The following is a 23,373-nucleotide window of genomic DNA, read 5'->3' on the forward strand; positions in this document are numbered from 1 at the left end:
CCCCACAATCGGTTCCATCGCCCCCGAATCCCTCGCGCGCTGGCAGTCCGGCCAGCGCGGCGCTTGGCATGCTGCGGGGCAAGGGAGCGCGCGCTTCAAGCGAGCGCGGTCGTGCGCCGGCGGCTGCGTCGGGTGCCATCCGATCCGAGGCGACGACGGCGCCGGGCGCGGGCGGCGACAGCGCCGCCGCGCTGCCTCGCGCGAAAGCGGCGTCTGCGGCAGCACAGCTTGCCGAACGGCTGGCGGCCAGCGCTGCCGCCGGCGCCCGGCGCCCGGCGCCGCGCCGCGACGCCCAGCAGCGGGGCGCTGCCGCGCCAGGTGGCGCGGCGCCCGGCGCCGGCGACGCACAGGGCGCTGCTCGTGCATCGACGCCGGCGGTGGCGCCCTGGGACGACATGCCGCCTGACGACGAGTTCGTGCCGCTGTCCGCGTATGACGGCGCGTTTGATGTTGGCGAGCCCAATTTCGCCGCGCTGGCGGATGACCCGGCGCCCGTGCCGGCTGCTGTGCAGCCGCCGGCGTCAGTCGATGACACACCGTTGCCGCCGGCTGTGCCTCTTGCGCCGCTTGGCTACGACGGCGACTGGCCGACATTGGCCGCATCGCTGTCGCTCAGCGGCATCGCATACCAGCTTGCGTTTCACAGCGAGCTTGTGGCGTGCGACGGTGACGAGCTGACATTGCGCGTGCCGGTGCCGCAGTATGCGGACGCGGCGCACGCTGGCAAACTGAAGGCCGCGCTCGACGCGGCCCTAGGCAAGCCGGTCCGCGTAGCCGTATCGGTTGGCCCCGCACGCCGCACAGCCGCGGCCGTAGAGGCCACGCGGCGCGCGCAGCAACAGCAGCAAGCCGAGCGCGAGATCAACGCAGACCCGTTCGTGCAAACGCTGATCCGCGAGTTCGGCGCGACGATCGTGCCGGGTTCGATTCGCCCGCTTGGCGCCGACCACCGCGCATCCGCCGCATGACCGGCGCGAGCAGCATTTCCCCGCTATTCGAAGGAGTTTCATGATGATGAAGGGCCAACTCGCCGGCTTGATGAAGCAGGCGCAGCAAATGCAGGAAAACATGAAGAAGATGCAGGAGCAGCTCGCGCAGATCGAGATCGAGGGCCAGTCCGGCGCTGGTCTCGTGAAGGTGACGATGACTTGCAAAAACGAAGTGCGTCGCGTCACGATCGATCCGAGCCTGTTGGCCGATGACAAGGACATGCTTGAGGACCTGGTCGCCGCCGCGTTCAATGATGCAGCGCGCAAGGCAGAGGCGACAGCGCAGGAGAGAATGTCCGGCATGACCGCGGGTCTGCCGCTGCCGCCGGGCTTTAAGCTGCCATTTTGATTTTGCGGGTGCCGTCGATGAAGGAGCGTGTCGTGTTTCGACTCCCGGCGCGCGTTGGCGCGCGACGCTCATGAACGTGAAGCCACCGTCCGCGCTGGCCGCGCTGATCGAAGCGCTGCGCACGTTGCCCGGTGTCGGACCGAAGTCCGCGCAGCGCATTGCCTATCACCTGATGCAGCATGACCGGGATGGGGCACAGCGGCTCGGGCGGTCGCTGCTGCACGCGACGCAGGCGCTCAAGCATTGCGAGCGGTGTAACACGTTCACCGAGCGCGACGTATGCGAGCTATGCAGTGACGAGCAGCGCGATCCGACGCTGTTGTGCGTGGTCGAGACACCCGCCGACCAAGTCATGCTCGAGCAGACGCTCGCGTATTGCGGACTGTATTTTGTGCTGATGGGACGCTTGAGCCCGCTTGACGGCATCGGGCCGCGCGAGATCCATTTTGAGCGGCTGATGCGCCGGGCGACCGACGGCGTGGTCAGTGAAGTTGTGCTGGCCACCAATTTCACGAATGAAGGCGAGGCGACTGCCCATTACCTAGGCCAGATGCTCAAGGCACGCGGCCTGACGGTGACGCGGCTGGCCCGCGGCGTGCCGGTCGGCGGTGAACTCGAATATGTCGACGCCGGCACAATCGCCCGCGCGGTACTGGACCGGCGCTCGGTCTGAACGCGTGCCGTTGATCGAGTCGAACGAGTTGACAAAGACGCATGGGGACATCCTTGGCGCCACGGTCGGGCATCAAGGTCCTTGCATACCGTGTTCGCTGGGATCCTGGTGCTGACGCTGTTCGCACTGGTACTTGATGGGATCGTCGCGCTGGCCGAAAAGCGGCGGCTGAAGTGGCAACCAAAATCCGGCGAAACCGAGAAACTGTCGTTTAGCGCGTGATCAGCACCTTACCGGTCACACGCCGCGCGGCCATCTCTTGCAACGCGCGCGGCGTATCCTCGAGTGCATAGCGCGCTGAGATATGCGGGCGCAACTTGTCGCCGCGCAACCCATCGAGCAGGTGTGCGACCGCCGCGGCGTTGCGCTGCGGCTCGCGCCGCACGAATTCGCCCCAGAACACGCCAAGAATGCCAGCCTGCTTGAGCAGCGCGAGGTTTAACGGCAGCTCGGGATCTCGCCGTTGGCGAAACCCACGACCCGGTAGCGGCCGCGCCATGCCATGCTGCGAAGCGCCGGTTTGGCATAGTCGCCGCCGACTCGGCAACTCGGGCCTAAACTGCTACTGGTTCTGAATGACCAGCACGTCCGGGAGGGTGACCGCAGCAGCCTTCACCTCGATCACGACTGGGTCGGGGTCGGCTTCGGGACGGGCACTGTCTCGACCACCAGCGTGTTGGGCGGGCCGTATTGGTGGCAACGAATCGCGCGCATGGTGGCTTTCTTGTGTGGCCGGGTGCCAGTGTAGACTATCGCGAACGCTCGTGCCTTTTGATTCGGTGCGGCCCGGCGGCCGGGATCACTGCTGCTGTGCGTCGCATGATCGAGTCGTGCGCCCGATTGCCATCCGTTAGCAAAACATCCTCGGTTACAATCGCTTGATGAAGATCCTGCTCAGCAACGACGACGGTTACCTGGCGCCCGGGCTCGCGGCGCTTCACCACGCACTTGCGCCATTGGGCGAGGTGGTCGTGGTGGCGCCAGAGCACAACTGCAGTGGCGCATCAAACTCGCTGACGCTGTGGCGGCCACTGTCCGTTTTCACCGCCGCGAACGGCTTTCGCTACGTGAACGGTACACCGACTGACTGCGTACACGTGGCGCTGACCGGGCTGCTCGACGGCAAGCCAGACCTGGTGGTGTCCGGCATCAACAATGGGCAGAACATGGGCGAGGACACGCTCTATTCGGGTACCGTCGCGGCAGCCACCGAGGGATTCCTGTTCGGCGTGCCGTCGATAGCGTTCTCGCTGGTCGACAGAGATTGGGCGCATCTGGATGCGGCCGCGCGCGTGGCCGCGGAGGTTGTGCAGCATTGTTTGCGCACGCCATTGCCCGCGCATACGCTGCTGAATGTGAATATCCCGAACCGGCCGTACGCCGAAATGGGAACTTGGCGCGTCACGCGTCTGGGTAAGCGGCATCCGTCACAGCCGGTGATCCGCGCGAGCAATCCGCATGGTGAGCCGGTCTACTGGATCGGGGCGGCTGGCGCTGCGCTCGATGCGAGTGAAGGCACGGACTTTCACGCGGTGGCGGCCGGCGACGTCTCGCTGACGCCGCTGCAATTGGATTTGACCGATACGCGATTGCTTCCGGCGCTACACGAATGGACGCGTGGTTGGCGGCCGGAGCAGCCTGCATGAGCGCCGGGCGCGCCAAGCGGTTCCCGCTCGGGCTGTCCGACGTGATGCGCGAGCCGCGCGGTGCGCCAGTCCTGCCCGGCGTGGCCGGATCCGCGTCCGCCAGCACCGCGACCAAGCCCACGCTGGGCGGCACGCGCCCGCGCGAAGGCGTCGAGCAGATGCGGCCGTTTTTTGACAGAATGGTGCCGGCTTCGCCCGCGGCCGTGCCCTTGTCGACGCAACTGGCGCTGACCTCGGAACGCGTTCGGCAACGGATGGTCGAACGCGTGCGCGCGAGCGGCGTCGCCGACGCACGCGTGCTTGCCGCGCTCGCGGCGATACCCCGGCACCAGTTCGTCGATCCTGGGCTTGCCGCGCAGGCCTATGAGGATGCCGCGCTGCCCATCGGGCATCAGCAAACGATCTCCAAGCCGTCAGTGGTCGCGCGCATGCTGGAATTGGTGGCAGCCGGGCGCGCACTGGAGAAAGTATTGGAGATCGGCACGGGCTGCGGATATCAAGCGGCAGTACTGAGCCACCTGGCGCGCGACGTGTATTCGGTCGAACGGGTAAAGCCATTGTACGAACGGGCGAAAACGAACCTGCGTCCGTTGCGCGTGCCGAACATCCGGCTGCATTACGGCGATGGGCGGCTCGGCTTGCCAAGCGCCGCGCCGTTCGATGCCATCGTGATTGCTGCCGCAGGCTTCGATGTGCCGGCCGCGCTACTCGAGCAATTGGCCATCGGCGGCCGCCTGGTGGCGCCGGTGGGCTCACGCAGTGGCAACGAACAGGTGCTCACGCTGGTCGAGCGCGTGTCCAGCGCGCAGTGGCGGGAGTCACAGCTTGATCGTGTTTTCTTTGTCCCCTTAAAATCGGGAGTGATTTGACGTTGAACAGCATGTTGCGGAGTGAGAGCGTGAATGCGAGTCTGGTGACGATCCAGCGAACGGTTTGTGTGGCCGCCGCGCTAGCAATGCTGACGGCGTGTTCGACCCGGCTGGAGCCCGCTCCCGTCATCGACCGCAGCGGCGCGCCGCTTTCTACCACCGGCACGGCGGCGTTGGGCGTGCCATTGGGCCCCCCGCCGCCCGGATACTACCGTGTGCAGCTAGGTGACACGCTGTACCGGATCGCGCTTGAGAATGGGCAGAACTACCGCGACATCGCGGCGTGGAACAACCTGACGAACCCAAACCAGATCGAAGTTGACCAGTTGCTGCGGGTCGTGCCGCCGGGGGCCAACGTCGCCGCTTCGCCGCCTGGTGTCGCGGCTGCGCCACTTGGTGGCGCGGCGGTGCAGTCGCGCCCGCTCGGCGGCCCGGCTGAGCCCGGTGCCGCGACGACTCCGTCGACGGCCGCGCCGCCTTACGGCTCGGCGCCGGCGATCGCCTCGATCCCGCCACAGCCGGAAGCGGCGGCCGGCAGCCTCAATTTCGCGTGGCCGGTGCGTGGCCCGGTGCTCAATTCGTTCGACGAAGCGAAGAACAAAGGCGTGAACATCGGCGGCGCACTGGGTGCGCCGGTGAAGGCGGCGGCCGATGGGCGCGTCGTTTATGCGGGAAATGGGCTGCGCGGATACGGCAATCTCATTATTATCAAGCATAATGCGACGTACCTGACCGCGTACGCACACAACCGTACCTTGCTGGTCAAGGAAGGCGACCCAGTGACCCAGGGCCAGACGATTGCCGAGATGGGCGGTAGCGATGCGGACAAGGTGATGCTGCATTTCGAGGTCCGCAAGCAGGGCAAGCCTGTCGATCCCATGAAGTATCTTCCGCCGCAATAGAGCAAACTACCATGGCCAAAGCGAAGCGCCGTCCTTCGACCGACATGTCGGATCCCGTTGGCGATACCTCCGGTGAGTTGGGCGACGGCGAGCGCTTCGTGCGACCCGCCGACGAACCGTCTGCCGAATACGGACTGGACGATGAGCCCGTGTCGGAGCAAGGTGCTGCGGAAGAGGCGGCGGTCGCGGAGCCCGATCCGGACGATTTCCGCGCGTTGCTGAAGGCTGAGCTGACCGCCGATACGATCCAGCACTACCTAAACCGCATCAGCGTGAAACCGTTGCTGACAGTCGAGGAGGAGCAGCGCTATTCGCGGCTGGCCAAGGCGGGGGAGTTCGACGCTCGGCAGATGATGATCGAGCGCAATCTGCGGCTGGTCGTCAGCATTGCGAAGGGCTACCTGAATCGCGGCGTGCCGTTGTTGGATCTAATCGAGGAAGGTAATCTGGGGTTGATGCACGCGATTGAAAAATTCGACCCGACGCGTGGTTTTCGCTTTTCGACCTATGCAACGTGGTGGATTCGTCAGAGCATCGAGCGCGCGATCATGAACCAGGCGCGCACCGTGCGCCTGCCGGTCCACGTGATCCGCGAGTTGAACCAGGTGCTGCGCGCCAAGCGCCATTTGGAGCGGAACGCCAGTGCACCGGCGAGTGGCGCCGACGAGCACCGTGACGCGAGCGTTGACGATATCGCCTATCTGATTGGCAAGACACCCGAGGAGGTGGCGGACATTCTCGCGCTGAATGAGCATACTGCGTCGCTGGACGCGCCGCTGGAGTTGGACCCGGCCAGCAGCCTGCTAGATCTGCTGTCGGACGAGCAAAGCCAGTCGCCGGACGCCGAGGCGCAGCACCGCGAACTGGAGACGCTCACGCGGGTATGGCTCTCGCGCCTGCCTGATAAGCATCGCCACGTGATCGAGCGGCGCTTCGGGTTGAACAATATTGAGCCGGCCACGCTCGAGGAGCTGGCTGATGAGATGGGGCTCACGCGTGAGCGTGTGCGGCAGATTCAGCAAGAGGCATTGGCGCGCCTGAAGCGCTATTTCGCTTCCAACGGCGTACCTAAGGACGCCGTGCTGTGATCCCGGTACTCGTCTTCGATATCGAGACTATTCCCGACGTGGCCGGCATTCGTAAGCTGGAGTCATGGCCCGCGACGATGTCCGATGCTGACGTCGCTGAGTGCGCGTTTGCCGCGCGCCGCGAGAAAACAGGCTCTGATTTTTTGCCACTGCATTTGCAGCGGGTGGCTGCGATCTCGTGCGTATTTCGTGACCGGAACGGGTTCCGCGTACGTTCGCTGGGCACGCCGCAGGATCCAGAGGCCGCGCTAATCCAGTCGTTTTATCGAGTGATCGAGAAGTACACGCCGCAATTGGTGTCATGGAACGGGTGCGGCTTTGATTTGCCGGTTCTGCACTATCGTGCGCTGGTCAATGGTGTCGTCGCACCGAAATATTGGGACCTTGGTGACTGCGATCGGGATTTCAAATGGAATAACTACATCAGCCGGTATCATGCCCGTCATACTGATCTAATGGACGTGTTGGCGATGTACAACGCCCGCGCGAACGCACCGCTGGACGCGTTGGCCAAGCTGTGCGGGTTTCCGGGCAAGATGGGCATGGACGGCTCACAAGTATGGGACGCGTTCCAGCAGGGCCGCATCGCCGAGATCCGCCACTACTGCGAGACGGACGTCGTGAACACGTATCTGTTGTATTGCCGCTTCCAGCTGATGCGCGGCGTGTTGAGCGCAGCGGACTACGAGGACGAAGTCACGTTGGTGCGCGACGCATTGGCCCGCGAAAGCGCGCCTCATTGGCAGGACTATCTGGCGGGCTTTGCCGGCTGACGGCGCTGCCGTGCCGCGCGAGGCGTGCTGTGGCCGCGCTTCAATTGCGCTCGAGCATGAGCGTCAATACCGTACCCCATCGGATACTCCAGTCCATGATCAGCATCGAGGGTCTTTGCTAGGATAGGTAAAGATGTGGGGCTCAGCATCGCTAGTCTACAATTTTGCCTTTCGTCACAAACCAGGAAGTTTCAAGGTGGTTCACACCGTACAGCCGAAAGCCGCCACGCCGGCCGGCGCCGCGTCGAGCGATGTGGTGTCGATTAACTCAAGACATGCCCGCGCCACGCCGTCGAGTGCGGCGACTGCGCCGCGTGTCGCGCCTGTGATCGACATCGAGTCGCTCGATATGGAAGCGCGCGGCGTGGGGCGGCAGATCGACGAGCAGGGCGTACCCGGCAAGGTCATCTTTGTCGAGGGTGCGTTGCCGGGCGAAACTGTGTCGTACTCGAGTTTTCGCAAGAAGCCAAGCTACGAGCAGGCGCAAATCGTTGAGATATTGCGCGCCAGCGGTATGCGCACCACGCCGCAATGCCCGTTCTTCGGCACCTGCGGCGGATGCTCGATGCAGCATTTGGACACGCGTGCGCAGATCGCGGTCAAGCAGCGAGTGCTGGAAGACAATCTATCGCACTTGGCCAAGCTGCGCGCGGAACAGATCTATCGGCCGATAGGCGGACCGTCATGGGGTTACCGCTATCGTGCCCGGCTGACCGTGCGCAACGTCGTGAAAAAGGGCGGCGTGCTGGTCGGGTTCCATGAAAAGAAAAGCAGCTACGTGGCTGACATGACGCGGTGCGAAGTGCTGCCGCCGCACGTATCGGCGCTACTTGTGCCGTTGCGCCGGCTGGTCGAGTCGCTATCGATCCGAGACCGGATGCCGCAAATCGAGTTGGCGATCGGCGACGCACTCACCGCGCTGGTACTGCGGGTGCTTGAGCCGCTGACCGAGCAGGACGAGGCACTGTTGCGCGCGTTTGCTGACCAGCACGGCGTGCAATTCTGGCTGCAGCCCAAGGGGCCCGACAGCGTCACGCCATTCTATCCGGTCGATGTTGAACTGGCCTACACGCTGCCGGAGTTCGATATCCGGATGCCGTTCAAGCCGACCGACTTCACGCAGGTCAATCACCAGATTAACCGGGTGCTGGTCGGCAGGGCGGTGCGGCTGCTTGCGCCAGCACGAACCGATCGCGTGCTGGATTTGTTCTGTGGGCTGGGCAATTTCACGTTGCCGCTGGCACGGCGCGCGCGCGAGGTGGTCGGCATCGAAGGCAGTGACGCGCTGACGCAGCGCGCGCAAGCCAATGCCCGTGTCAATGGTCTCGAGGCCCGCACATCGTTTGCCATGCGCAATCTGTTCGAGGTGGGCGCCGCCGATTTGCGCGCGCTCGGCCGGTTTGACAAGTTCCTCATTGATCCGCCGCGCGAAGGTGCGCTGGCCGTGGCAAAGGCACTGGGCGAGTTGGCGCAGACCGGTGACGCGGCGTGCTTGCCCGGACGGATCGTCTATGTGTCGTGCAATCCGGCCACGCTGGCGCGCGATGCCGGGCTGCTGGTGCACGAAGCTGGCTATCGGCTGGTTGGCGCGGGCGTCGTGAACATGTTTCCGCACACGTCGCACGTCGAGTCGGTCGCCTGTTTCGAGCGTGCGTGACCTGCAGCGGCTGACAGGCAAAAAGGTTGGCGGCGTGGTGGCAGGATGGCGGGTGACGGTAGGGGCGCGCTGTGCGGGCAGCGTGCGATAGGGCAGCGCTGGGGTGCGCCGGTTAAAAAAAGAAGCGCGCAGGCTTGCCCCGCGCTAGCTAACTTGGACGCGCCCCAAGCCCCACGCTTCGTGCGCCGTCGCAGCGTTGGGGCCGCGACAACTAGTTGCGGTTGCCGCCAAAAATACCGAGCAGCGCCAGCAGATGCGTGAACACGTTGTACAGATCCAGATAGATCATCAGCGTCGCGCTGATATAGTTCGTTTCGCCACCGTTGACCACGCGCTGCACGTCGAACAGCATGTAGGCCGAGAAGATGGCGATCGCCAGAACCGACACCGTCAGCATCAATGCCGGCAGGTGCAGGAACACATTCGCGACCGAAGCCAGTAGCAGCACGAGCACGCCGACGAACAACCACTTGCCCAAGCCGGAAAAGTCGCGCTTGCTGACCGTGGCGACTGTCGCCATTGCCGCGAAGATCAGACCGGTGCCACCGAAAGCCAGCATGATCAGCGACGGGCCGTTCGTGAAGCCGAGAATGAAGCTCAGCAGACGCGACAGCATCAGCCCCATGAAGAACGTGAAGCCGAGCAGCACGAACACGCCGACTGCGCTGTGCTTGGTCCGCTCGATCGCGAACATGAAACCGAACGCGATCGCGAGGAAAGCCAGCACGCTCATCATCGGCGACGTGGCGGCGAATAGCGAAAAGCCGGTTGCGACTCCGATCCACGCGCCGAGCACGGTCGGAACCATCGACAGTGCCAGCAGCCAGTACGTGTTGCGCAGTACCCTATTTCGCGTTTCGGCCGACACGATGGTGCCGGTACGCCCAAACCCGTAGGTACGAGAGTCAGCCATGGTTTCTCCTTGCGTTATCTTGACTTGCAGACGGTGCCGGCATCGCCCGCCGCCTCATCGCGGCGGCCCGACGGCCAAGCGACACGTGATGTTAGAGCCTTACAGTGCTGTAAGGGTTCCCTGCCAATGATACACCGGCTCATGCTAGAATGGCAGATTCGATGGACTTCGTAATTTCCTCATTTTCCCGGAGTTTTTTCATGGCGATCGAGCGCACCCTGTCGATTATCAAACCCGATGCTGTCGCAAAGAATGTGATCGGTCAAATCTACAGCCGGTTCGAGCACGCTGGGCTGAAAATCATCGCGGCCCGCATGGTCCATCTGTCGCGCGCGGACGCGGAAAAGTTCTACGCGGTGCATAAGGAGCGGCCTTTCTTCAAGGATTTGGTTGAGTTCATGGCGTCGGGCCCGGTCATGATTCAGGTGCTCGAGGGCGAGAACGCAATCGCAAAAAATCGTGAGCTGATGGGCGCGACCGATCCGAAGAAGGCAGAAAAGGGCACGATTCGTGCCGATTTCGCGGACAGCATCGACGCTAACGCGGTGCACGGCTCCGATGCGCCGGAAACGGCAGCTGTCGAGATCGCCTTCTTCTTTCCGGAAGTGAACGTCTACTCGCGCTGAGCAGCGGTAAGCCGGCCGCGCCGGCCAAGCCCGCGTCTGCGGGCACGGGCTGGATGGGCGGTGCGGTGTGCCGCCGCTGCGGGCGCCATCTGAGACGGCAGGCATGACAATGACTGACACGGTCAATCTTCTGGATTTCGATGCTGCGGGCCTCGTTGCGTATTGCGCGAGCCTCGGCGAGAAGCCGTTTCGCGCGCGCCAGTTGCAGCGGTGGATCCATCACGGTGGCGTCAGCGATTTTGACGCGATGACCGATCTCGCGAAATCGCTGCGCGACAAGCTGAAGACCTGCGCATCGATCCGTCATCCCGCGGTGCTGCAGGACCACACGTCCGCGGACGGCACGCGCAAGTGGCTGCTGGACGTGGGCGAAGGCAACGCGGTCGAGACCGTGTATATCCCGGAGCAGGGGCGCGGCACGCTGTGCGTGTCGTCGCAGGCTGGCTGCGCGGTGAACTGTCGCTTCTGCTCGACGGGCAAGCAAGGCTTCTCGCGTAACCTCGGCGTCGGCGAGATCATTGGCCAGCTGTGGATGGCCGAGTTCGCGCTGCGCGCGGCGCGCGGTGGCCTGGCTCCCGGTGAGCGGGTGATCACGAACGTCGTGATGATGGGCATGGGCGAGCCGCTGCTGAATTTCGATGCGGTGGTGCCGGCCATGCGGCTGATGCTTGACGACCACGCGTACGGGTTGTCACGTCGCCGCGTGACGCTGTCTACATCGGGCGTCGTACCGATGATCGATCGGCTGGCGGCCGAATTGCCGGTGGCGCTGGCCGTGTCGTTGCACGCGCCCAACGACGCGTTGCGTGATGAATTGGTGCCGCTGAACCGAAAGTACCCGCTTGCGGAATTGATGGCGGCATGTAACCGGTATTTGCGTGTTGCGCCACGCGATTTCATCACATTTGAGTATTGCATGCTAGACGGTGTCAACGACAGGGACGAGCACGCGCGGCAACTGCTTGCGCTGACGCGCGACGTGCCGTGCAAATTCAACCTGATACCGTTCAATCCGTTTCCGGAGTCCGGGCTGTTGCGCTCCCATCCGGAGCGGATCAAGCAGTTCGCGCAGATCCTAATCGATGCTGGCGTCGTGACGACCGTGCGTAGGACGCGCGGCGACGATATCGATGCGGCCTGCGGGCAGTTGGCCGGCGAGGTTCGCGACCGTACCCGCGTGGCGGAGCGCATGCGGCGCGACGCGCGTACCGGTCTCGCGTCGATCGGGGTGCGCGCGGTATGACGTATGGTGGCGCAGGCAGGACGGGGCAAAAATGGGGACTTGCCTCGGCAGGGCCGGGATGGCGACGATCGTGGCGCGCTGTGTGCGTCGCGGGATTTTGTGCCGTGCGCCGCGGTCATGCACATGATTTGAGTGATGCCGGCGAACGGCGGTTTGCCGGCCTTGCTCCATTTGGGCTCATCGTTTAGGCGAGACCAGCTCGCGGCGGCGCCGCGAGCAATGAAAAGAATTCCAGTGAGGAATTAGGGATGAGTGACCAGCAGCATCCGACACCGCACGACTCGAGCGCCACGGCCAGACGGCCGGATCCAGGCGCCGCGGCGGAGTCCGCGCGGCAGGTCGGTGCGCAGCTCGAAAAGCTGCGCGAGGCCAAAAGATGGTCGATTGAGGATGTGTCCGCGCGGTTGAAAGTCGCGCCGCACAAGTTGCGTGAGTTGGAGTCAGGCGATTACAGCCACCTGCCGGATACGACGTTTGCGATCGGCGTGGTGCGCAGCTATGCGAAGATGCTCGGTGCCGATCCGACGCCGCTGACCAATACGCTGCGGCGCACTAGTGGGCCGATCGAGCCCGAACTATCGCTGCCGTCGAACAGTGGCGCGGGATTGCCGCGGGGTCGTGTCGTGATGAATCTGGGAGGCGCTCCCAGGCGTCGGCCATGGGGGTGGATCGTCGCGTTCATGATTGTGCTGGCGGCGGTCATCGCGGTATGGCGCACCGGTGGTGAAGCGGGCGGAGGCTGGATCGCTCGCCTGAAGACCGGTGGCGCAGAAGCAGTTGAGCATGACGGCGCTGCATCGCCGGGCGCCGCGGCGCAGACTGGCAACATGGGTGGCACCGCGCCGGCGGGTGTGCAGCTGGCGTCGGCAACCAGCACGCTGACTGAATTGCCGCGGCCCGCGGCGCTTGATGCGTCGTCGGGCGCGGACACGTTGTCCGCGGCATCGACGGCCGCGGCGCTTGCATCAGCGCCGGCCTCGCCTGCGATCGCGGCCAATGCGGGGCTGGGCGACGCATCGCCGACGCCGGGGGGCGCACCGGTGCTGGCCGACGGCGAGGCAGCAGTAATGATCAAGGTGTCGCAGGACAGTTGGTTCAGTGTGCGGCAGCGTGATGGCAAGCCGTTATTTTCCGGCTTGCTGCGCGCGGGGGACGAGAAGCGTGTACAAGGCATTGCGCCGTTTCGCGTGACCGTGGGCAACAAGGCCGGCATCGAGGCGATGGCACTCGACGGCAAGCCGATTCCGTCCGCGAAATACGATGGCGCGCAGGGCAACGTTGCGCGCTTCAGTCTGCCGTAACTGCCGTAACGAAGGGTGGGATGGGCGTGGCAAGGCCAGTGACGGCCAGCCCCGTGCGGTCGTGGGTCTGTCGCAGCGCGGGCGCGGTGCTCGCTAGGATCAGGGTGTCATGCAATCGGATAATTCGATGCAATCTAATATTCTGTTTGAATCCGGTGGTGCGCCGGTAGCAAGCCGGGTCGCGTCGGATGAACCCGTGTTCGGCGGCTCTGCGCCAAGGCGTCGCACGCATGCGGTTACAGTGCGTTGGCAGGGCCATACGGTGACGATCGGCGGTGGCGCGCCGGTGCGCGTGCAGTCGATGACGAACACCGATACTGCGGATCCAATCGGTACTGCGATCCAGATTAAGGAGCTTGCGCAGGCCGGCTCCGAGTTGGTGCGCATCACAGTCAACACGCCCGAAGCGGCCGCCGCGGTGCCGGCGATCCGCGAGCAGCTCGACCGCATGGGCGTGAACGTGCCGCTGGTCGGCGACTTTCACTACAACGGCCATCTGCTGCTGCGCGATTATCCGGATTGCGCGCAGGCGCTGTCGAAGTACCGAATCAACCCGGGAAACGTCGGTCAGGGCGCCAAGCGCGGCACGCAATTCGCGCAGATGATCGAGGCGGCGATCCGCCATGACAAGCCGGTGCGCATTGGCGTGAACTGGGGAAGCCTGGACCAGGACCTGCTTGCGCGGATGATGGACGAGAATGCGCAGCGTGCGACGCCATGGGACGCGCAAAGCGTAATGTACGAGGCGCTGATCCAGTCCGCGATCGGCTCGGCCGAACGTGCTGTCGAGCTTGGCTTAGGGCGCGACCGCATCGTGCTTTCGTGCAAGGTCAGCGGCGTGCAGGACCTGATCGCGGTCTACCAGGCGTTGTCGCTGCGCTGTGGCTTTGCGCTACACCTGGGGCTGACCGAGGCGGGCATGGGTTCGAAGGGCATTGTCGCGTCGAGCGCTGCGCTGTCGGTGCTGCTGCAGCAGGGTATCGGCGACACGATTCGGGTCTCGCTGACGCCGGAGCCGGGCGCTTCGCGCACCGGTGAGGTCGTCGTTGCCCAGGAGATTTTGCAGACGATGGGGCTGCGCTCGTTCACGCCGATGGTGATTGCGTGTCCGGGTTGCGGCCGCACGACGAGCACCGTGTTCCAAGAGCTGGCGTCGCGAATTCAGGACTATCTGCGCGCGCAGATGCCGGTGTGGCGCAAGCAGTATCCGGGCGTGGAGACGATGAATGTCGCAGTGATGGGCTGTATCGTCAATGGTCCCGGCGAGTCCAAGCACGCGAATATCGGCATCAGCCTGCCTGGAACCGGCGAGAATCCAGCCGCGCCTGTGTTCATCGACGGCGTGAAGACGACCACGCTGCGCGGCGCGCGCATCGCGGAGGAGTTTCAAGATATCGTCAACGACTATGTCCAGCGCACCTATGGCGCGACGGCGGCGAGTGGCGTGGCGTGCGAAGCACAGTCCCCAGCCCGGATTATCATTGAATCGACATGACAGAACAGAAACGTAAGCTAGAGAAGTTGACTGGCGTCAAGGGAATGAATGACATCCTGCCGCGCGACGCCGGTCTGTGGGAGTTTTTCGAGAGCACGGTCAAATCGATGCTGCGCGCCTACGGATACCAGAACATCCGTACGCCGATCGTCGAGCATACGTCATTGTTTACCCGTGGTATCGGCGAAGTGACCGATATTGTCGAGAAGGAAATGTACAGCTTCCTCGATTCGCTGAACGGCGAGCAATTGACGATGCGTCCAGAGAACACCGCTGCCGTGGTGCGTGCGGCGATTGAGCACAACCTGCTGTACGACGGCCCAAAGCGGCTCTGGTATATCGGACCGATGTTCCGCCACGAGCGGCCACAGCGCGGTCGCTACCGGCAGTTTCACCAGGTCGGCGTCGAGGCGCTCGGTTTTGCGGGTCCGGATGCCGATGCGGAGATCATCCTGATGTGTCAACGGCTCTGGGATGATCTGGGCCTCACGGGCATCCGGCTCGAGATCAATTCGCTCGGGCAGGCGCAGGAGCGCGCCGCTCACCGCAACGAGTTGATTGCATACCTGGAGCGGCACGTCGAGTTGCTCGACGATGATGCGAAGCGCCGGCTGTATACGAATCCGTTGCGCGTGCTCGACACGAAGAATCCCGCGATGCAGGACATTGCGACGCATGCGCCGAAGCTGATCGACTTTCTCGGGGATGCGTCGCTCGCGCATTTCGAAGGCGTGCAACGGTTGCTGAGCGCGAACCACATCCCATTTACGATCAACCCCCGGCTCGTGCGGGGGCTGGATTACTACAACCTGACGGTGTTCGAGTGGGTGACCGACAAGCTCGGCGCGCAAGGTACGGTTGCCGGCGGCGGCCGCTATGACCCGCTAATCGAGCAGCTCGGTGGCAAGCCGGCGCCGGCTTGCGGCTGGGCCCTGGGCGTCGAGCGTATTTTGGAACTGCTGCGCGAGGATCAACTGGTGCCGTCTGACGACGGCTGCGACGTGTACGTCGTGCACCAGGGCGACGCGGCGCGCGAGCGTGCGTTCGTGATCGCCGAGCGGCTGCGCGACACGGGGCTGGATGTGATCCTGCACTGCAGCGCCGACGGCGCCCCGGCGAGTTTCAAGTCGCAGATGAAGCGTGCCGATGCGAGCGGTGCCGCGTATGCGGTGATCCTCGGCGACGACGAGGTCCAGCGCGACGAAGTGTCGATCAAGGCGTTGCGTGGCGATCCGGCGGGCGCGGATGGCGTGCAGCAACGGGTGCCGGCCGAACACTTGACCGAATTCCTGATCGATGCGATGGTTGCACCCGCCGACGAAGGCGATGAATGAATGACCAGGCGAGTATCCACTAGATGAGCTACCACCACGAACAAGAAACCCTTGATAACCTGCAGGCCTGGTGGGCAAAGTGGGGCAATGTGCTGACCGGGGTCGTGCTCGCCGCGCTGCTGGCCGGGGCCGCCTATAACGGTTGGAACTGGTGGCAGCGGCGCCAGGCGGCGCAGGCCGCGGTGTTCTATGACACGGTCCAGCAGGCGGTGGCCTCGGGAGACAAGGCGCAGATCGCGCGCGTTGCGGCGGACATGGAAGCGCGCTTTGGTGGCACCGCGTATGCACCGCTTAGCGCGCTGGCGGCAGCCAAGGCGTTGTATGCGGCTGCAGACGTGACCGGCGCGAAAGGGCAGTTGCAGTGGGTCATCGACCAAGCACGTGGCGACGCGTTCAAGGCGGTCGCGAGGTTGCGGCTCGCTGCGCTGTTGATCGACGAAAAGGCTTATGACGCGGGCTTGAAGCTGTTGTCTGACCCGCCGCCGCAGGCATTCGGCGGTCTGTACGCGGATCGCCGCGGCGACCTGCTGGCTGCGCAGGGCAAGCGTGACGAGGCGCGCGCCGCGTACCAGACCGCGCTGGCGGCGCTCGAGCACGGTGAGTCGTCCGTGCGTCAGCTGATCCAGTTCAAGCTCGATGCGCTCGGTGGCTAAAGCCCCGTGCAGTTCGATTTCCGATTGACTCGTCAATGCGTCACTGATCCATGAATTTTGTTTTCCGCTACGTCCGGCCGCTCGCGTGCCTGCTTTCGCTGACTGTGCTGGCCGCGTGTTCATCCACAAAGGATGGGCGTGGCGTGCCGACCGAACTGACCCCGATCAAGACCGTACTCGAGGTGCGCGAGGCATGGAAGGCTAGCGTGGGTAAGTCCGGACGCTACCTGTTCGCCCCCGCCGCCGTCGGCGATTATGTGTACGCGGCTGGCGCGAACGGCTCCGTGGTCAAGATCGATGCAACCAATGGCAACGAGGTCTGGCGCACGAAGGTGGGCGCGGACCTGTCGGCCGGTGTCGGCAGCGACGGCACGCTGACCGCGGTCGGCACGCTCAAGGGTGACGTGTTCGTGCTCGGCGGCGATGGCAAGGTGCTGTGGAAGGCGAATGCATCCGGTGAGATCGTCACGCCACCGGCAGTGGGCCAGGGCTTCGTGCTGGTGCGCACGATCGACGGGCGTATCACGGCATACAATGCGCACACCGGCGAGCAGAAATGGGTCTACGTGAACCGCGCGGTGCCGCTGAACCTGCGGACTGTGGCCGGCATGACGTTCGCCGGCGACAGTGCGGTGCTGGCGGGGTTCCCGGGTGGCTCGCTTGCCGCGATCAATTTGCAAAGCGGCGATGCGTACTGGCAAACGCCAGTCTCGTATCCGCGCGGTGTCACCGAAGTCGAGCGGATCAACGATGTGGCCGGCGCGCCGACGCTGGTCGGCTCGCAGACCTGTGCGGTGACGTTCCAGGGCCGGATCGGTTGCTTTGACGTGTTGAGCGGACGCGCGCTGTGGGAGCAGCCGTTCTCCAGTTATGGCGGATTGGCGCAGGACGATCGTGCTGTGGCGTCGACAAACGACTGGTCGGTCGTGTCGCTGTACGATTCGATGACCGGCAAGCCCCTGTGGCAAAACACGCAGTTGAAGAGCCGCGACGTCAGTGCACCGGCGATCGTCGGCCGCGCGGTGGTGGTCGGTGACTATAAGGGGTTTGTGCACTTTCTATCGCGTGATACCGGTGAATTTGTCGCACGGACGAGGACGGGGGGCGCGATCACCGCGCAACCGGTCGTTGCCGGCAACACGTTGGTGGTGCAGAGCCGCAACGGCGATCTGTACGGTTTCCGGCCGCAATAGGCCGGCCGCATCGCGTACGCGCGCCGCCGGCCGCTGCCGGACGGCGCGCGTGCGTTTTTGGAAAAAGCAACATGAAGCCCGTAATCGCCCTTGTTGGGCGCCCTAATGTGGGGAAATCCACGCTGTTCAACCGGTTGACGCGCTCGCGCGATGCGCTTGTCGCGGATCTGCCCGGGCTCACGCGCGACCGCCATTATGGCGAGGGCCGCGTCGGCGAGCGGCCGTACCTGGTCGTCGATACGGGTGGCTTCGAACCGGTCGCCAAGGACGGCATTCTGCATGAGATGGCTCGGCAGACGCGTCAGGCGGTCGAGGAGGCCGACGTGGTCGTGTTCGTCGTCGATGGCCGCAACGGCCTCGCGCCGCAGGACAAGACGATCGCCGACTATCTGCGCAAGACGGGCCGCCCGATCTTCCTGGTCGTCAACAAAGCCGAGGGCATGAAGTACAGCGCGGTGGCCGCGGACTTCTATGAACTTGGCCTAGGCGATCCACGCGCAATCTCCGCCGCGCACGGCGACGGTGTCAGCGAGATGATTGGACAGGCGCTCGCCGTCGCCTATGCGGATCGTGCGCCGCACGATGAAGCGCACGCGGGCCACGGCGTGAAAATCGCCATCGTCGGCCGGCCCAATGTTGGTAAGTCGACTTTGGTCAATGCGTTGCTCGGCGAGGAGCGCGTCATTGCGTTCGATCTGCCCGGCACGACGCGCGATTCGATTTACATCGACTTCGAGCGCCAGGGCCGCCCGTATACGCTGATCGACACGGCCGGGCTGCGCAAGCGCGGCAAGGTGTTCGAGGCGGTCGAGAAGTTCTCGGTGGTCAAGACGCTGCAATCGATCGCCGACGCCAACGTGGTGATCCTGCTGCTCGACGCGCGGCAGGATATCTCGGAACAGGACGCGCATATTGCCGGCTTTGTCGTCGAGCAGGGCCGCGCGCTCGTGATTGGCGTGAACAAATGGGACGGCCTGGATGAGCACGTGCGCGAGCGCACCAAGGCCGACTTGGCGCGCAAGCTCAAATTCCTCGACTTCGCGAAGTCACATTACATTTCGGCGGCGGAAAAGACGGGGATTGGTGCGCTGTTGCGCTCGGTGGATGCCGCCTATGCGGCCGCAATGGCCAAGCTGCCGACGCCGAAGCTCACGCGGGCGCTGATCGACGCCGTGCAGTTCCAGCAGCCGCGGCGCCGCGGTCCGGTCCGCCCAAAGTTGCGTTATGCGCACCAAGGGGGGCAGAATCCGCCGATCATCGTGATCCACGGCAATGCGTTGGATGCGATCACTGATACGTATAAACGTTACCTCGAAGGCCGGTTTCGCGAAACTTTTGGTCTCACCGGCACTCCATTGCGCATAGAGTTTCGTTCGAGCCGGAACCCTTATGCGGACAAAGACTGAATGTGCGGCGATGGTCCGGCCGGCAACTTTACGGCCTCGAAAATTCGGCTATAGTGTAGCAATTGGCGGCGTTTCCTTTTTCTCGTCGCCGATATGATTAATTTGCAAAAAACAACTCGGAGTTTGCTATGAGCAACAAAGGGCAACTGTTACAAGACCCGTTCCTGAACGCATTGCGCAAGGAGCATGTGCCGGTGTCGATTTATCTCGTCAACGGTATCAAGCTGCAAGGCAATATCGAATCGTTCGACCAATATGTGGTGTTGCTCCGCAATACTGTTACGCAAATGGTGTACAAGCACGCGATCTCAACCGTCGTGCCCGCACGCCCGGTGAACTTCCATCCCGATTCGGAAGGCTCGTGATCCGATTGTCCGGCGGGCGCAGCCAGCCGGCCTGGCGCCTGTCTTCCACTCTAACTGTTTCATCAATTTGATCAACGCAGCGCTTGTCAGCATAGATTTCGGAAAGATCGATTTTCAGGCCAGTCTTGAAGAGTTGAGCCTGCTCGCCACCAGTGCCGGGGCTCACCCGGTGCTGACACTGACGGGCCGGCGCTCGAGCCCGGATGCCGCGCACTTTATCGGCAGCGGCAAGGTCGAGGAGCTTCGACTCGGCGCACAGGCTAACGACGTCGATATTGTCATTTTCAACCACGCATTGTCGCCCGCACAGCAGCGTAACCTGGAGCATGAGCTTGAGCGGCGTGTTGTCGATCGCACCAGTCTGATTCTCGATATTTTCGCGCAACGCGCGCGCAGCCATGAAGGCAAGCTGCAGGTGGAGCTGGCGCAGCTGCAATATCTGTCCACGCGCTTGGTTCGAGCGTGGACCCACCTGGAGCGGCAAAAAGGCGGGATCGGCTTGCGCGGCCCAGGCGAGACGCAGCTGGAAACTGACCGGCGGCTGATTGGCGAGCGCATCAAGATGTTGCGCGGCAAGCTGCGCAAGCTGCAGCGCCAGCATGGCACGCAGCGTCGGCAGCGCGAGCGCAATCGCACGCTGTCGGTGTCGTTGGTTGGCTATACGAACGCTGGCAAGTCAACGTTGTTCAACGCGCTGACCAAGGCGCAAGCCTATGCGGCTGACCAGTTGTTCGCGACACTGGATACGACGTCGCGCCGCGTCTATCTCGGCGAAGCGGGCAATGTCGTGGTTTCCGACACGGTCGGCTTTATCCGAGACTTGCCGCACCAACTGGTCGCGGCGTTTCGCGCCACGCTGGAGGAAACCGTGCATGCGGACCTGCTGCTGCATATCGTCGATGCCGCCAGCGCGGTGCGCGCGGATCAGATCGAGCAGGTCAACGACGTGCTGCGCGAGATCGGCGCGGCATCGATCCCGCAGATTCTCGTGTTCAACAAGATCGACCAGGTGCCTGAGTTGGCGAGCCGGGCCGATCGGGTTGAAAGGAACGAGTATGGTAATATCACGCGCGTTTTTCTGAGTGCGCGAACCGGGCAGGGACTCGACGCGTTGCGCGACGCGGTGGCCGAGGTGGCGCTCGGTGCGCAGGCGTTCAAGCGGGATCCGGACGGCATGGGCGCCGACGATCACGGCCCGCGTTGCGACGCCGAGGGTTCGCACTCGGACGAGGCCGGGTCGACGGCCGGCGCCAATGCATCCGACGACGAGCGCGTTCGCCAAGCGAGCCGCAGTGTCCACCAACAGCGTATCTGACAACTGCATTCCGCAATAACCGGCTGTGACATGGTGAACGACAAGAATATCCGAAGTACGTGGCAGCGCGCGCGTGCTGTCTTTTCAATCAATGATCCGCGCTGGGGCCGGGGCCAGGGGGGCAACGATGCGTCCCGGCGTCCGCAGGATCAGCGCAACGGTGGCAAGGACGGCCAGGAAGGTCCGCCCGACCTGGACGAGTTGTGGCGCGACTTCAATCGCCGGATTAACCGGCTGTTCGGTCGCAAGGGTGGTGGCGACGGCGGCAACCCAGGCCCGGCGAACCTAGGTAACGGCCGCGGCGGGCATCTGGGCCTGGGGGTTGTCGTCGGCGTGCTGGTTGCGATCTACTTGGCCAGTGGCGTCTATATCGTGCAGGAAGGGCAGGCCGGTGTCGTGCTGCAGTTCGGCAAGTACAAGTACACGACCGGCGCGGGGATCCAGTGGCGGCTGCCGTATCCGTTCCAGAGCAATGAGATCGTCAACATGTCGCAGGTGCGCTCGGTCGAGATCGGCCGCGACAACATGATCCGCTCGACGAACCTGAAGGATATGTCGATGCTGACCAAGGACGAGAATATCATCGACGTGCGTTTCGCGGTCCAGTATCGCGTAAAGGATCCGGCCGCGTTCCTGTTCCACAACGTCGACGCGGAAGGCACGGTGACGCAGGCCGCCGAGACCGCAGTGCGCGAGATCGTCGGCAAGAACACAATGGATTATGTCCTGTATGAGGGACGCGAGCAGGTCGCGCTGCAATTGTCGCAGCAGATCCAGCGGATCCTGGACCAGTACAAGACGGGCATTATCGTGAGCAGCGTGACGATGCAGAGCGTGCAGCCGCCGCAGCAGGTGCAATCCGCTTTCGACGACGCAGTGAAGGCCGGGCAGGATCGCGAGCGCGCGAAGAACGAGGCGCTGGCCTATGCGAACAACGTGGTGCCGCTCGCGCAAGGCACTGCCGCGCGGATGGTAGCGGACGCGCACGGCTATCGCGCGCGCGTGGTGGCCCAGGCCGAGGGTGACGCCGCACGCTTCAAGCAAGTGCAAGCCGAGTACGCGAAGGCGCCGGCTGTCACACGCGAAAGAATGTACCTGGACACGATGCAACAAGTCTACTCAAACGCAACGAAGGTGATCGTGGACAGCAAAGCCAGCAGCAATCTGCTGTACCTGCCGCTGGACAAGGTATTGGCGCAGCATCGCGCGCACGCGCAAGGGGGCGCGAGCCCGAGTGCGCCGGACAACGGCGCGCAGGGTGGGGCGTCGCCGGCCGGCGGGCCAGCCGTGCCAGCGCAGGCGATGCCGGGTGCGTCTGTCGGCGGCGACGCGAGTCGTTCCCGGGACTTGTTTCGTCGTCGCGGCCGCGACGACGGTCAATAAGAGGGGCAGATTATGAATCGAATCATCGCCCTCGTCGTTGCCGTGCTCGTCGTGTTGTTCGTCGGCTCCTCGATGATCTTTGTCGTCGACCAGCGCAAGTACGCGATCGTGTTCGCGTTCGGCGAGGTCAAGCAGATCATCTCGGCGCCCGGCCTACACTTGAAGGCGCCGCCGCCGTTCCAAAACGTGATCTATATGGACAAGCGCATCCAGACGATCGACAACCCGGAAGCGGACCGCTACATCACTGCAGAAAAGAAGAATCTGCTGGTTGACCTGTTCGTCAAATGGCGGATTGTCGATCCGCGCAAGTTCTACATCAGTTTCCGCGGCGACGCGTCACTCGCGCAGGACCGGTTGACCCAAGTCATCCGCGCGGCGCTGAACGAGGAGTTCACCAAACGCACGGTCTCGGAGGTGGTCTCCAACGAGCGCGAGGTCGTGATGCAGGCGGTGCGCAAGAAGGTCGAGCGCGACGCATCGAACCTGGGCATCGACATCGTCGACGTGCGGCTGCGCCGCGTCGATTTGCTCGAGAACATCAGCGAATCGGTCTACCAGCGGATGAAGGCGGAGCGCCAGCAAGTCGCCAACGAGCAGCGCTCGACGGGTGCCGCCGAGGCCGAACGCATTCGTGCCGATGCGGACAAGCAGCGTGAAGTGGTGATCGCCGAAGCGTATAAGCAGGCGCAGGAGATCAAAGGGGACGGCGATGCCAAGGCTGCCGCGATCTATGCGAACGCATTCGGCCGAGACCCGCAATTCTATGCGTTCTACCAGAGCCTGGAGGCCTATCGGCGCAGCATTGGCAACGGGGATATCGTGGTCGCGGATCCGAACAGCGAATTCTTCCGCTTCATGAAAAATCCCGCCGGCGCGGCGGTGGGCGGCGCTGCGGCTACGCCTGCCGCGCCGGGTCGCAGACACTAGGCGCACGAGCGCCGCGCGGGCATGCGGCGTGTGTGCCCGCGCGAAAAAAAAGAAGCAGGCCCATGGCCGCCACACTCTTGCTCGCCATTGCGCTGATGCTAATCATCGAAGGGATTTTCCCATTCGTGTCGCCGGCGCTGTGGCTGGATACGTTTCGTAAAATAACGCAACTGCCGCCGGCACAGGTGCGGCTCGGCGGGTTGATGGCAATCGGTTTTGGGTTGCTCCTGCTGATGCTGGCGGCCTGATCGCGCTGCGCTGCGTCGCGCC

23 protein-coding genes and 2 pseudogenes are annotated in these 23,373 nt (G+C 63.8%); 23 read left to right on the plus strand and 2 right to left on the minus strand.

Annotated elements, in window-relative coordinates:
• From KPG66_RS05940 to KPG66_RS05955, 4 genes and pseudogenes are all read left to right on the plus strand, one after another.
• Positions 1-968, plus strand: a 968-nt coding sequence (locus KPG66_RS05940; protein WP_272907039.1) for a DNA polymerase III subunit gamma/tau C-terminal domain-containing protein, incomplete at its 5' end; no start/stop codon positions are given.
• Between the two features lie 43 nt (positions 969-1,011).
• The gene (locus tag KPG66_RS05945; RefSeq protein WP_237070325.1) at positions 1,012-1,338 is read left to right on the plus strand and encodes a YbaB/EbfC family nucleoid-associated protein; all 327 of its coding nucleotides are present in this window, start codon (positions 1,012-1,014) and stop codon (positions 1,336-1,338) included.
• A gap of 70 nt (positions 1,339-1,408) precedes the next feature.
• Positions 1,409-2,011, plus strand: a complete 603-nt coding sequence (gene recR, locus KPG66_RS05950) for a recombination mediator RecR (protein WP_013435084.1) — start codon at positions 1,409-1,411, stop codon at positions 2,009-2,011.
• Between the two features lie 81 nt (positions 2,012-2,092).
• Positions 2,093-2,233 (plus strand): annotated as a pseudogene (locus KPG66_RS05955) (ABC transporter permease); the annotation flags it as partial.
• On the opposite strand, the pseudogene KPG66_RS05960 reads toward KPG66_RS05955, so the two are convergent.
• Positions 2,223-2,551, minus strand: a pseudogene (locus KPG66_RS05960) (zinc-binding dehydrogenase); the annotation flags it as partial. The pseudogenes KPG66_RS05955 and KPG66_RS05960 overlap by 11 nt on opposite strands.
• A gap of 341 nt (positions 2,552-2,892) precedes the next feature.
• Here KPG66_RS05960 and surE point away from each other — a divergent pair.
• The 6 genes from surE to rlmD all read left to right on the plus strand — a co-directional run bounded on the left by surE (position 2,893) and on the right by rlmD (position 8,946).
• On the plus strand, positions 2,893-3,657 hold the full coding sequence (gene surE / locus KPG66_RS05965) for a 5'/3'-nucleotidase SurE (protein ID WP_041753410.1): 765 nt from the start codon (positions 2,893-2,895) through the stop codon (positions 3,655-3,657).
• On the plus strand, positions 3,654-4,526 hold the full coding sequence (locus KPG66_RS05970) for a protein-L-isoaspartate(D-aspartate) O-methyltransferase (RefSeq protein WP_237070254.1): 873 nt from the start codon (positions 3,654-3,656) through the stop codon (positions 4,524-4,526). Before surE ends, KPG66_RS05970 begins: the two co-directional genes overlap by 4 nt.
• A gap of 11 nt (positions 4,527-4,537) precedes the next feature.
• Positions 4,538-5,428, plus strand: a complete 891-nt coding sequence (locus KPG66_RS05975) for a peptidoglycan DD-metalloendopeptidase family protein (RefSeq protein ID WP_083813503.1) — start codon at positions 4,538-4,540, stop codon at positions 5,426-5,428.
• Positions 5,429-5,439: 11 nt separating this feature from the next.
• Entirely contained in the window at positions 5,440-6,516 is a 1,077-nt protein-coding gene (rpoS, locus tag KPG66_RS05980; protein WP_013435091.1) for an RNA polymerase sigma factor RpoS, read from the plus strand.
• Positions 6,513-7,289, plus strand: a complete 777-nt coding sequence (locus tag KPG66_RS05985; protein ID WP_013435092.1) for a 3'-5' exonuclease — start codon at positions 6,513-6,515, stop codon at positions 7,287-7,289. The genes rpoS and KPG66_RS05985 overlap by 4 nt, the downstream gene beginning before the upstream one ends.
• A gap of 133 nt (positions 7,290-7,422) precedes the next feature.
• The gene (gene rlmD, locus KPG66_RS05990; RefSeq protein ID WP_237070255.1) at positions 7,423-8,946 is read left to right on the plus strand and encodes a 23S rRNA (uracil(1939)-C(5))-methyltransferase RlmD; all 1,524 of its coding nucleotides are present in this window, start codon (positions 7,423-7,425) and stop codon (positions 8,944-8,946) included.
• A gap of 211 nt (positions 8,947-9,157) precedes the next feature.
• Here the strand turns inward: rlmD and KPG66_RS05995 are convergent, their stop codons facing one another.
• Complete coding sequence (locus KPG66_RS05995) at positions 9,158-9,859, minus strand: Bax inhibitor-1/YccA family protein (protein WP_237070256.1); 702 nt, start codon at positions 9,857-9,859, stop codon at positions 9,158-9,160.
• 200 nt (positions 9,860-10,059) lie between these two features.
• Between KPG66_RS05995 and ndk the strand changes: the two genes are divergently transcribed.
• The 13 genes from ndk to KPG66_RS06060 all read left to right on the plus strand — a co-directional run bounded on the left by ndk (position 10,060) and on the right by KPG66_RS06060 (position 23,351).
• On the plus strand, positions 10,060-10,485 hold the full coding sequence (gene ndk / locus KPG66_RS06000) for a nucleoside-diphosphate kinase (RefSeq protein ID WP_237070257.1): 426 nt from the start codon (positions 10,060-10,062) through the stop codon (positions 10,483-10,485).
• A 103-nt stretch (positions 10,486-10,588) separates the two neighbouring features.
• A complete protein-coding gene (gene rlmN / locus KPG66_RS06005) occupies positions 10,589-11,728 on the plus strand; it encodes a 23S rRNA (adenine(2503)-C(2))-methyltransferase RlmN (protein ID WP_237070258.1) in 1,140 nt (379 codons plus the stop codon).
• Positions 11,729-11,976: 248 nt separating this feature from the next.
• A complete protein-coding gene (locus tag KPG66_RS06010) occupies positions 11,977-13,029 on the plus strand; it encodes a helix-turn-helix domain-containing protein (RefSeq protein ID WP_237070259.1) in 1,053 nt (350 codons plus the stop codon).
• Positions 13,030-13,156: 127 nt separating this feature from the next.
• Positions 13,157-14,524 (plus strand): flavodoxin-dependent (E)-4-hydroxy-3-methylbut-2-enyl-diphosphate synthase, encoded by a 1,368-nt coding sequence (gene ispG, locus KPG66_RS06015; RefSeq protein ID WP_237070260.1) that lies wholly within the window; start codon positions 13,157-13,159, stop codon positions 14,522-14,524.
• Complete coding sequence (gene hisS, locus KPG66_RS06020) at positions 14,521-15,858, plus strand: histidine--tRNA ligase (RefSeq protein ID WP_237070261.1); 1,338 nt, start codon at positions 14,521-14,523, stop codon at positions 15,856-15,858. Before ispG ends, hisS begins: the two co-directional genes overlap by 4 nt.
• Positions 15,859-15,881: 23 nt before the next feature.
• Positions 15,882-16,511, plus strand: coding sequence for a tetratricopeptide repeat protein (locus tag KPG66_RS06025; protein ID WP_237070262.1), 630 nt, complete (start codon positions 15,882-15,884; stop codon positions 16,509-16,511).
• Positions 16,512-16,561: 50 nt separating this feature from the next.
• The gene (gene bamB / locus KPG66_RS06030) at positions 16,562-17,704 is read left to right on the plus strand and encodes an outer membrane protein assembly factor BamB (protein ID WP_237070263.1); all 1,143 of its coding nucleotides are present in this window, start codon (positions 16,562-16,564) and stop codon (positions 17,702-17,704) included.
• Positions 17,705-17,775: 71 nt separating this feature from the next.
• Positions 17,776-19,110: a ribosome biogenesis GTPase Der gene (gene der, locus KPG66_RS06035; RefSeq protein ID WP_013435104.1), complete on the plus strand. Its 1,335-nt coding sequence runs from the start codon at positions 17,776-17,778 to the stop codon at positions 19,108-19,110.
• A 128-nt stretch (positions 19,111-19,238) separates the two neighbouring features.
• Entirely contained in the window at positions 19,239-19,475 is a 237-nt protein-coding gene (gene hfq, locus KPG66_RS06040) for an RNA chaperone Hfq (RefSeq protein ID WP_041754221.1), read from the plus strand.
• Between the two features lie 67 nt (positions 19,476-19,542).
• Entirely contained in the window at positions 19,543-20,790 is a 1,248-nt protein-coding gene (gene hflX, locus KPG66_RS06045) for a GTPase HflX (RefSeq protein ID WP_237070264.1), read from the plus strand.
• Positions 20,791-20,820: 30 nt separating this feature from the next.
• On the plus strand, positions 20,821-22,173 hold the full coding sequence (gene hflK, locus KPG66_RS06050; protein ID WP_237070265.1) for an FtsH protease activity modulator HflK: 1,353 nt from the start codon (positions 20,821-20,823) through the stop codon (positions 22,171-22,173).
• A gap of 12 nt (positions 22,174-22,185) precedes the next feature.
• Positions 22,186-23,103, plus strand: a complete 918-nt coding sequence (gene hflC, locus KPG66_RS06055) for a protease modulator HflC (RefSeq protein ID WP_013435108.1) — start codon at positions 22,186-22,188, stop codon at positions 23,101-23,103.
• A gap of 62 nt (positions 23,104-23,165) precedes the next feature.
• Positions 23,166-23,351, plus strand: coding sequence for a DUF2065 domain-containing protein (locus KPG66_RS06060; protein ID WP_237070266.1), 186 nt, complete (start codon positions 23,166-23,168; stop codon positions 23,349-23,351).
• The last annotated feature ends 22 nt before the right edge of the window (positions 23,352-23,373 follow it).

The organism is Mycetohabitans sp. B2, assembly GCF_021733735.1.
Taxonomy (GTDB): Bacteria; Pseudomonadota; Gammaproteobacteria; order Burkholderiales; family Burkholderiaceae; genus Mycetohabitans; species Mycetohabitans rhizoxinica.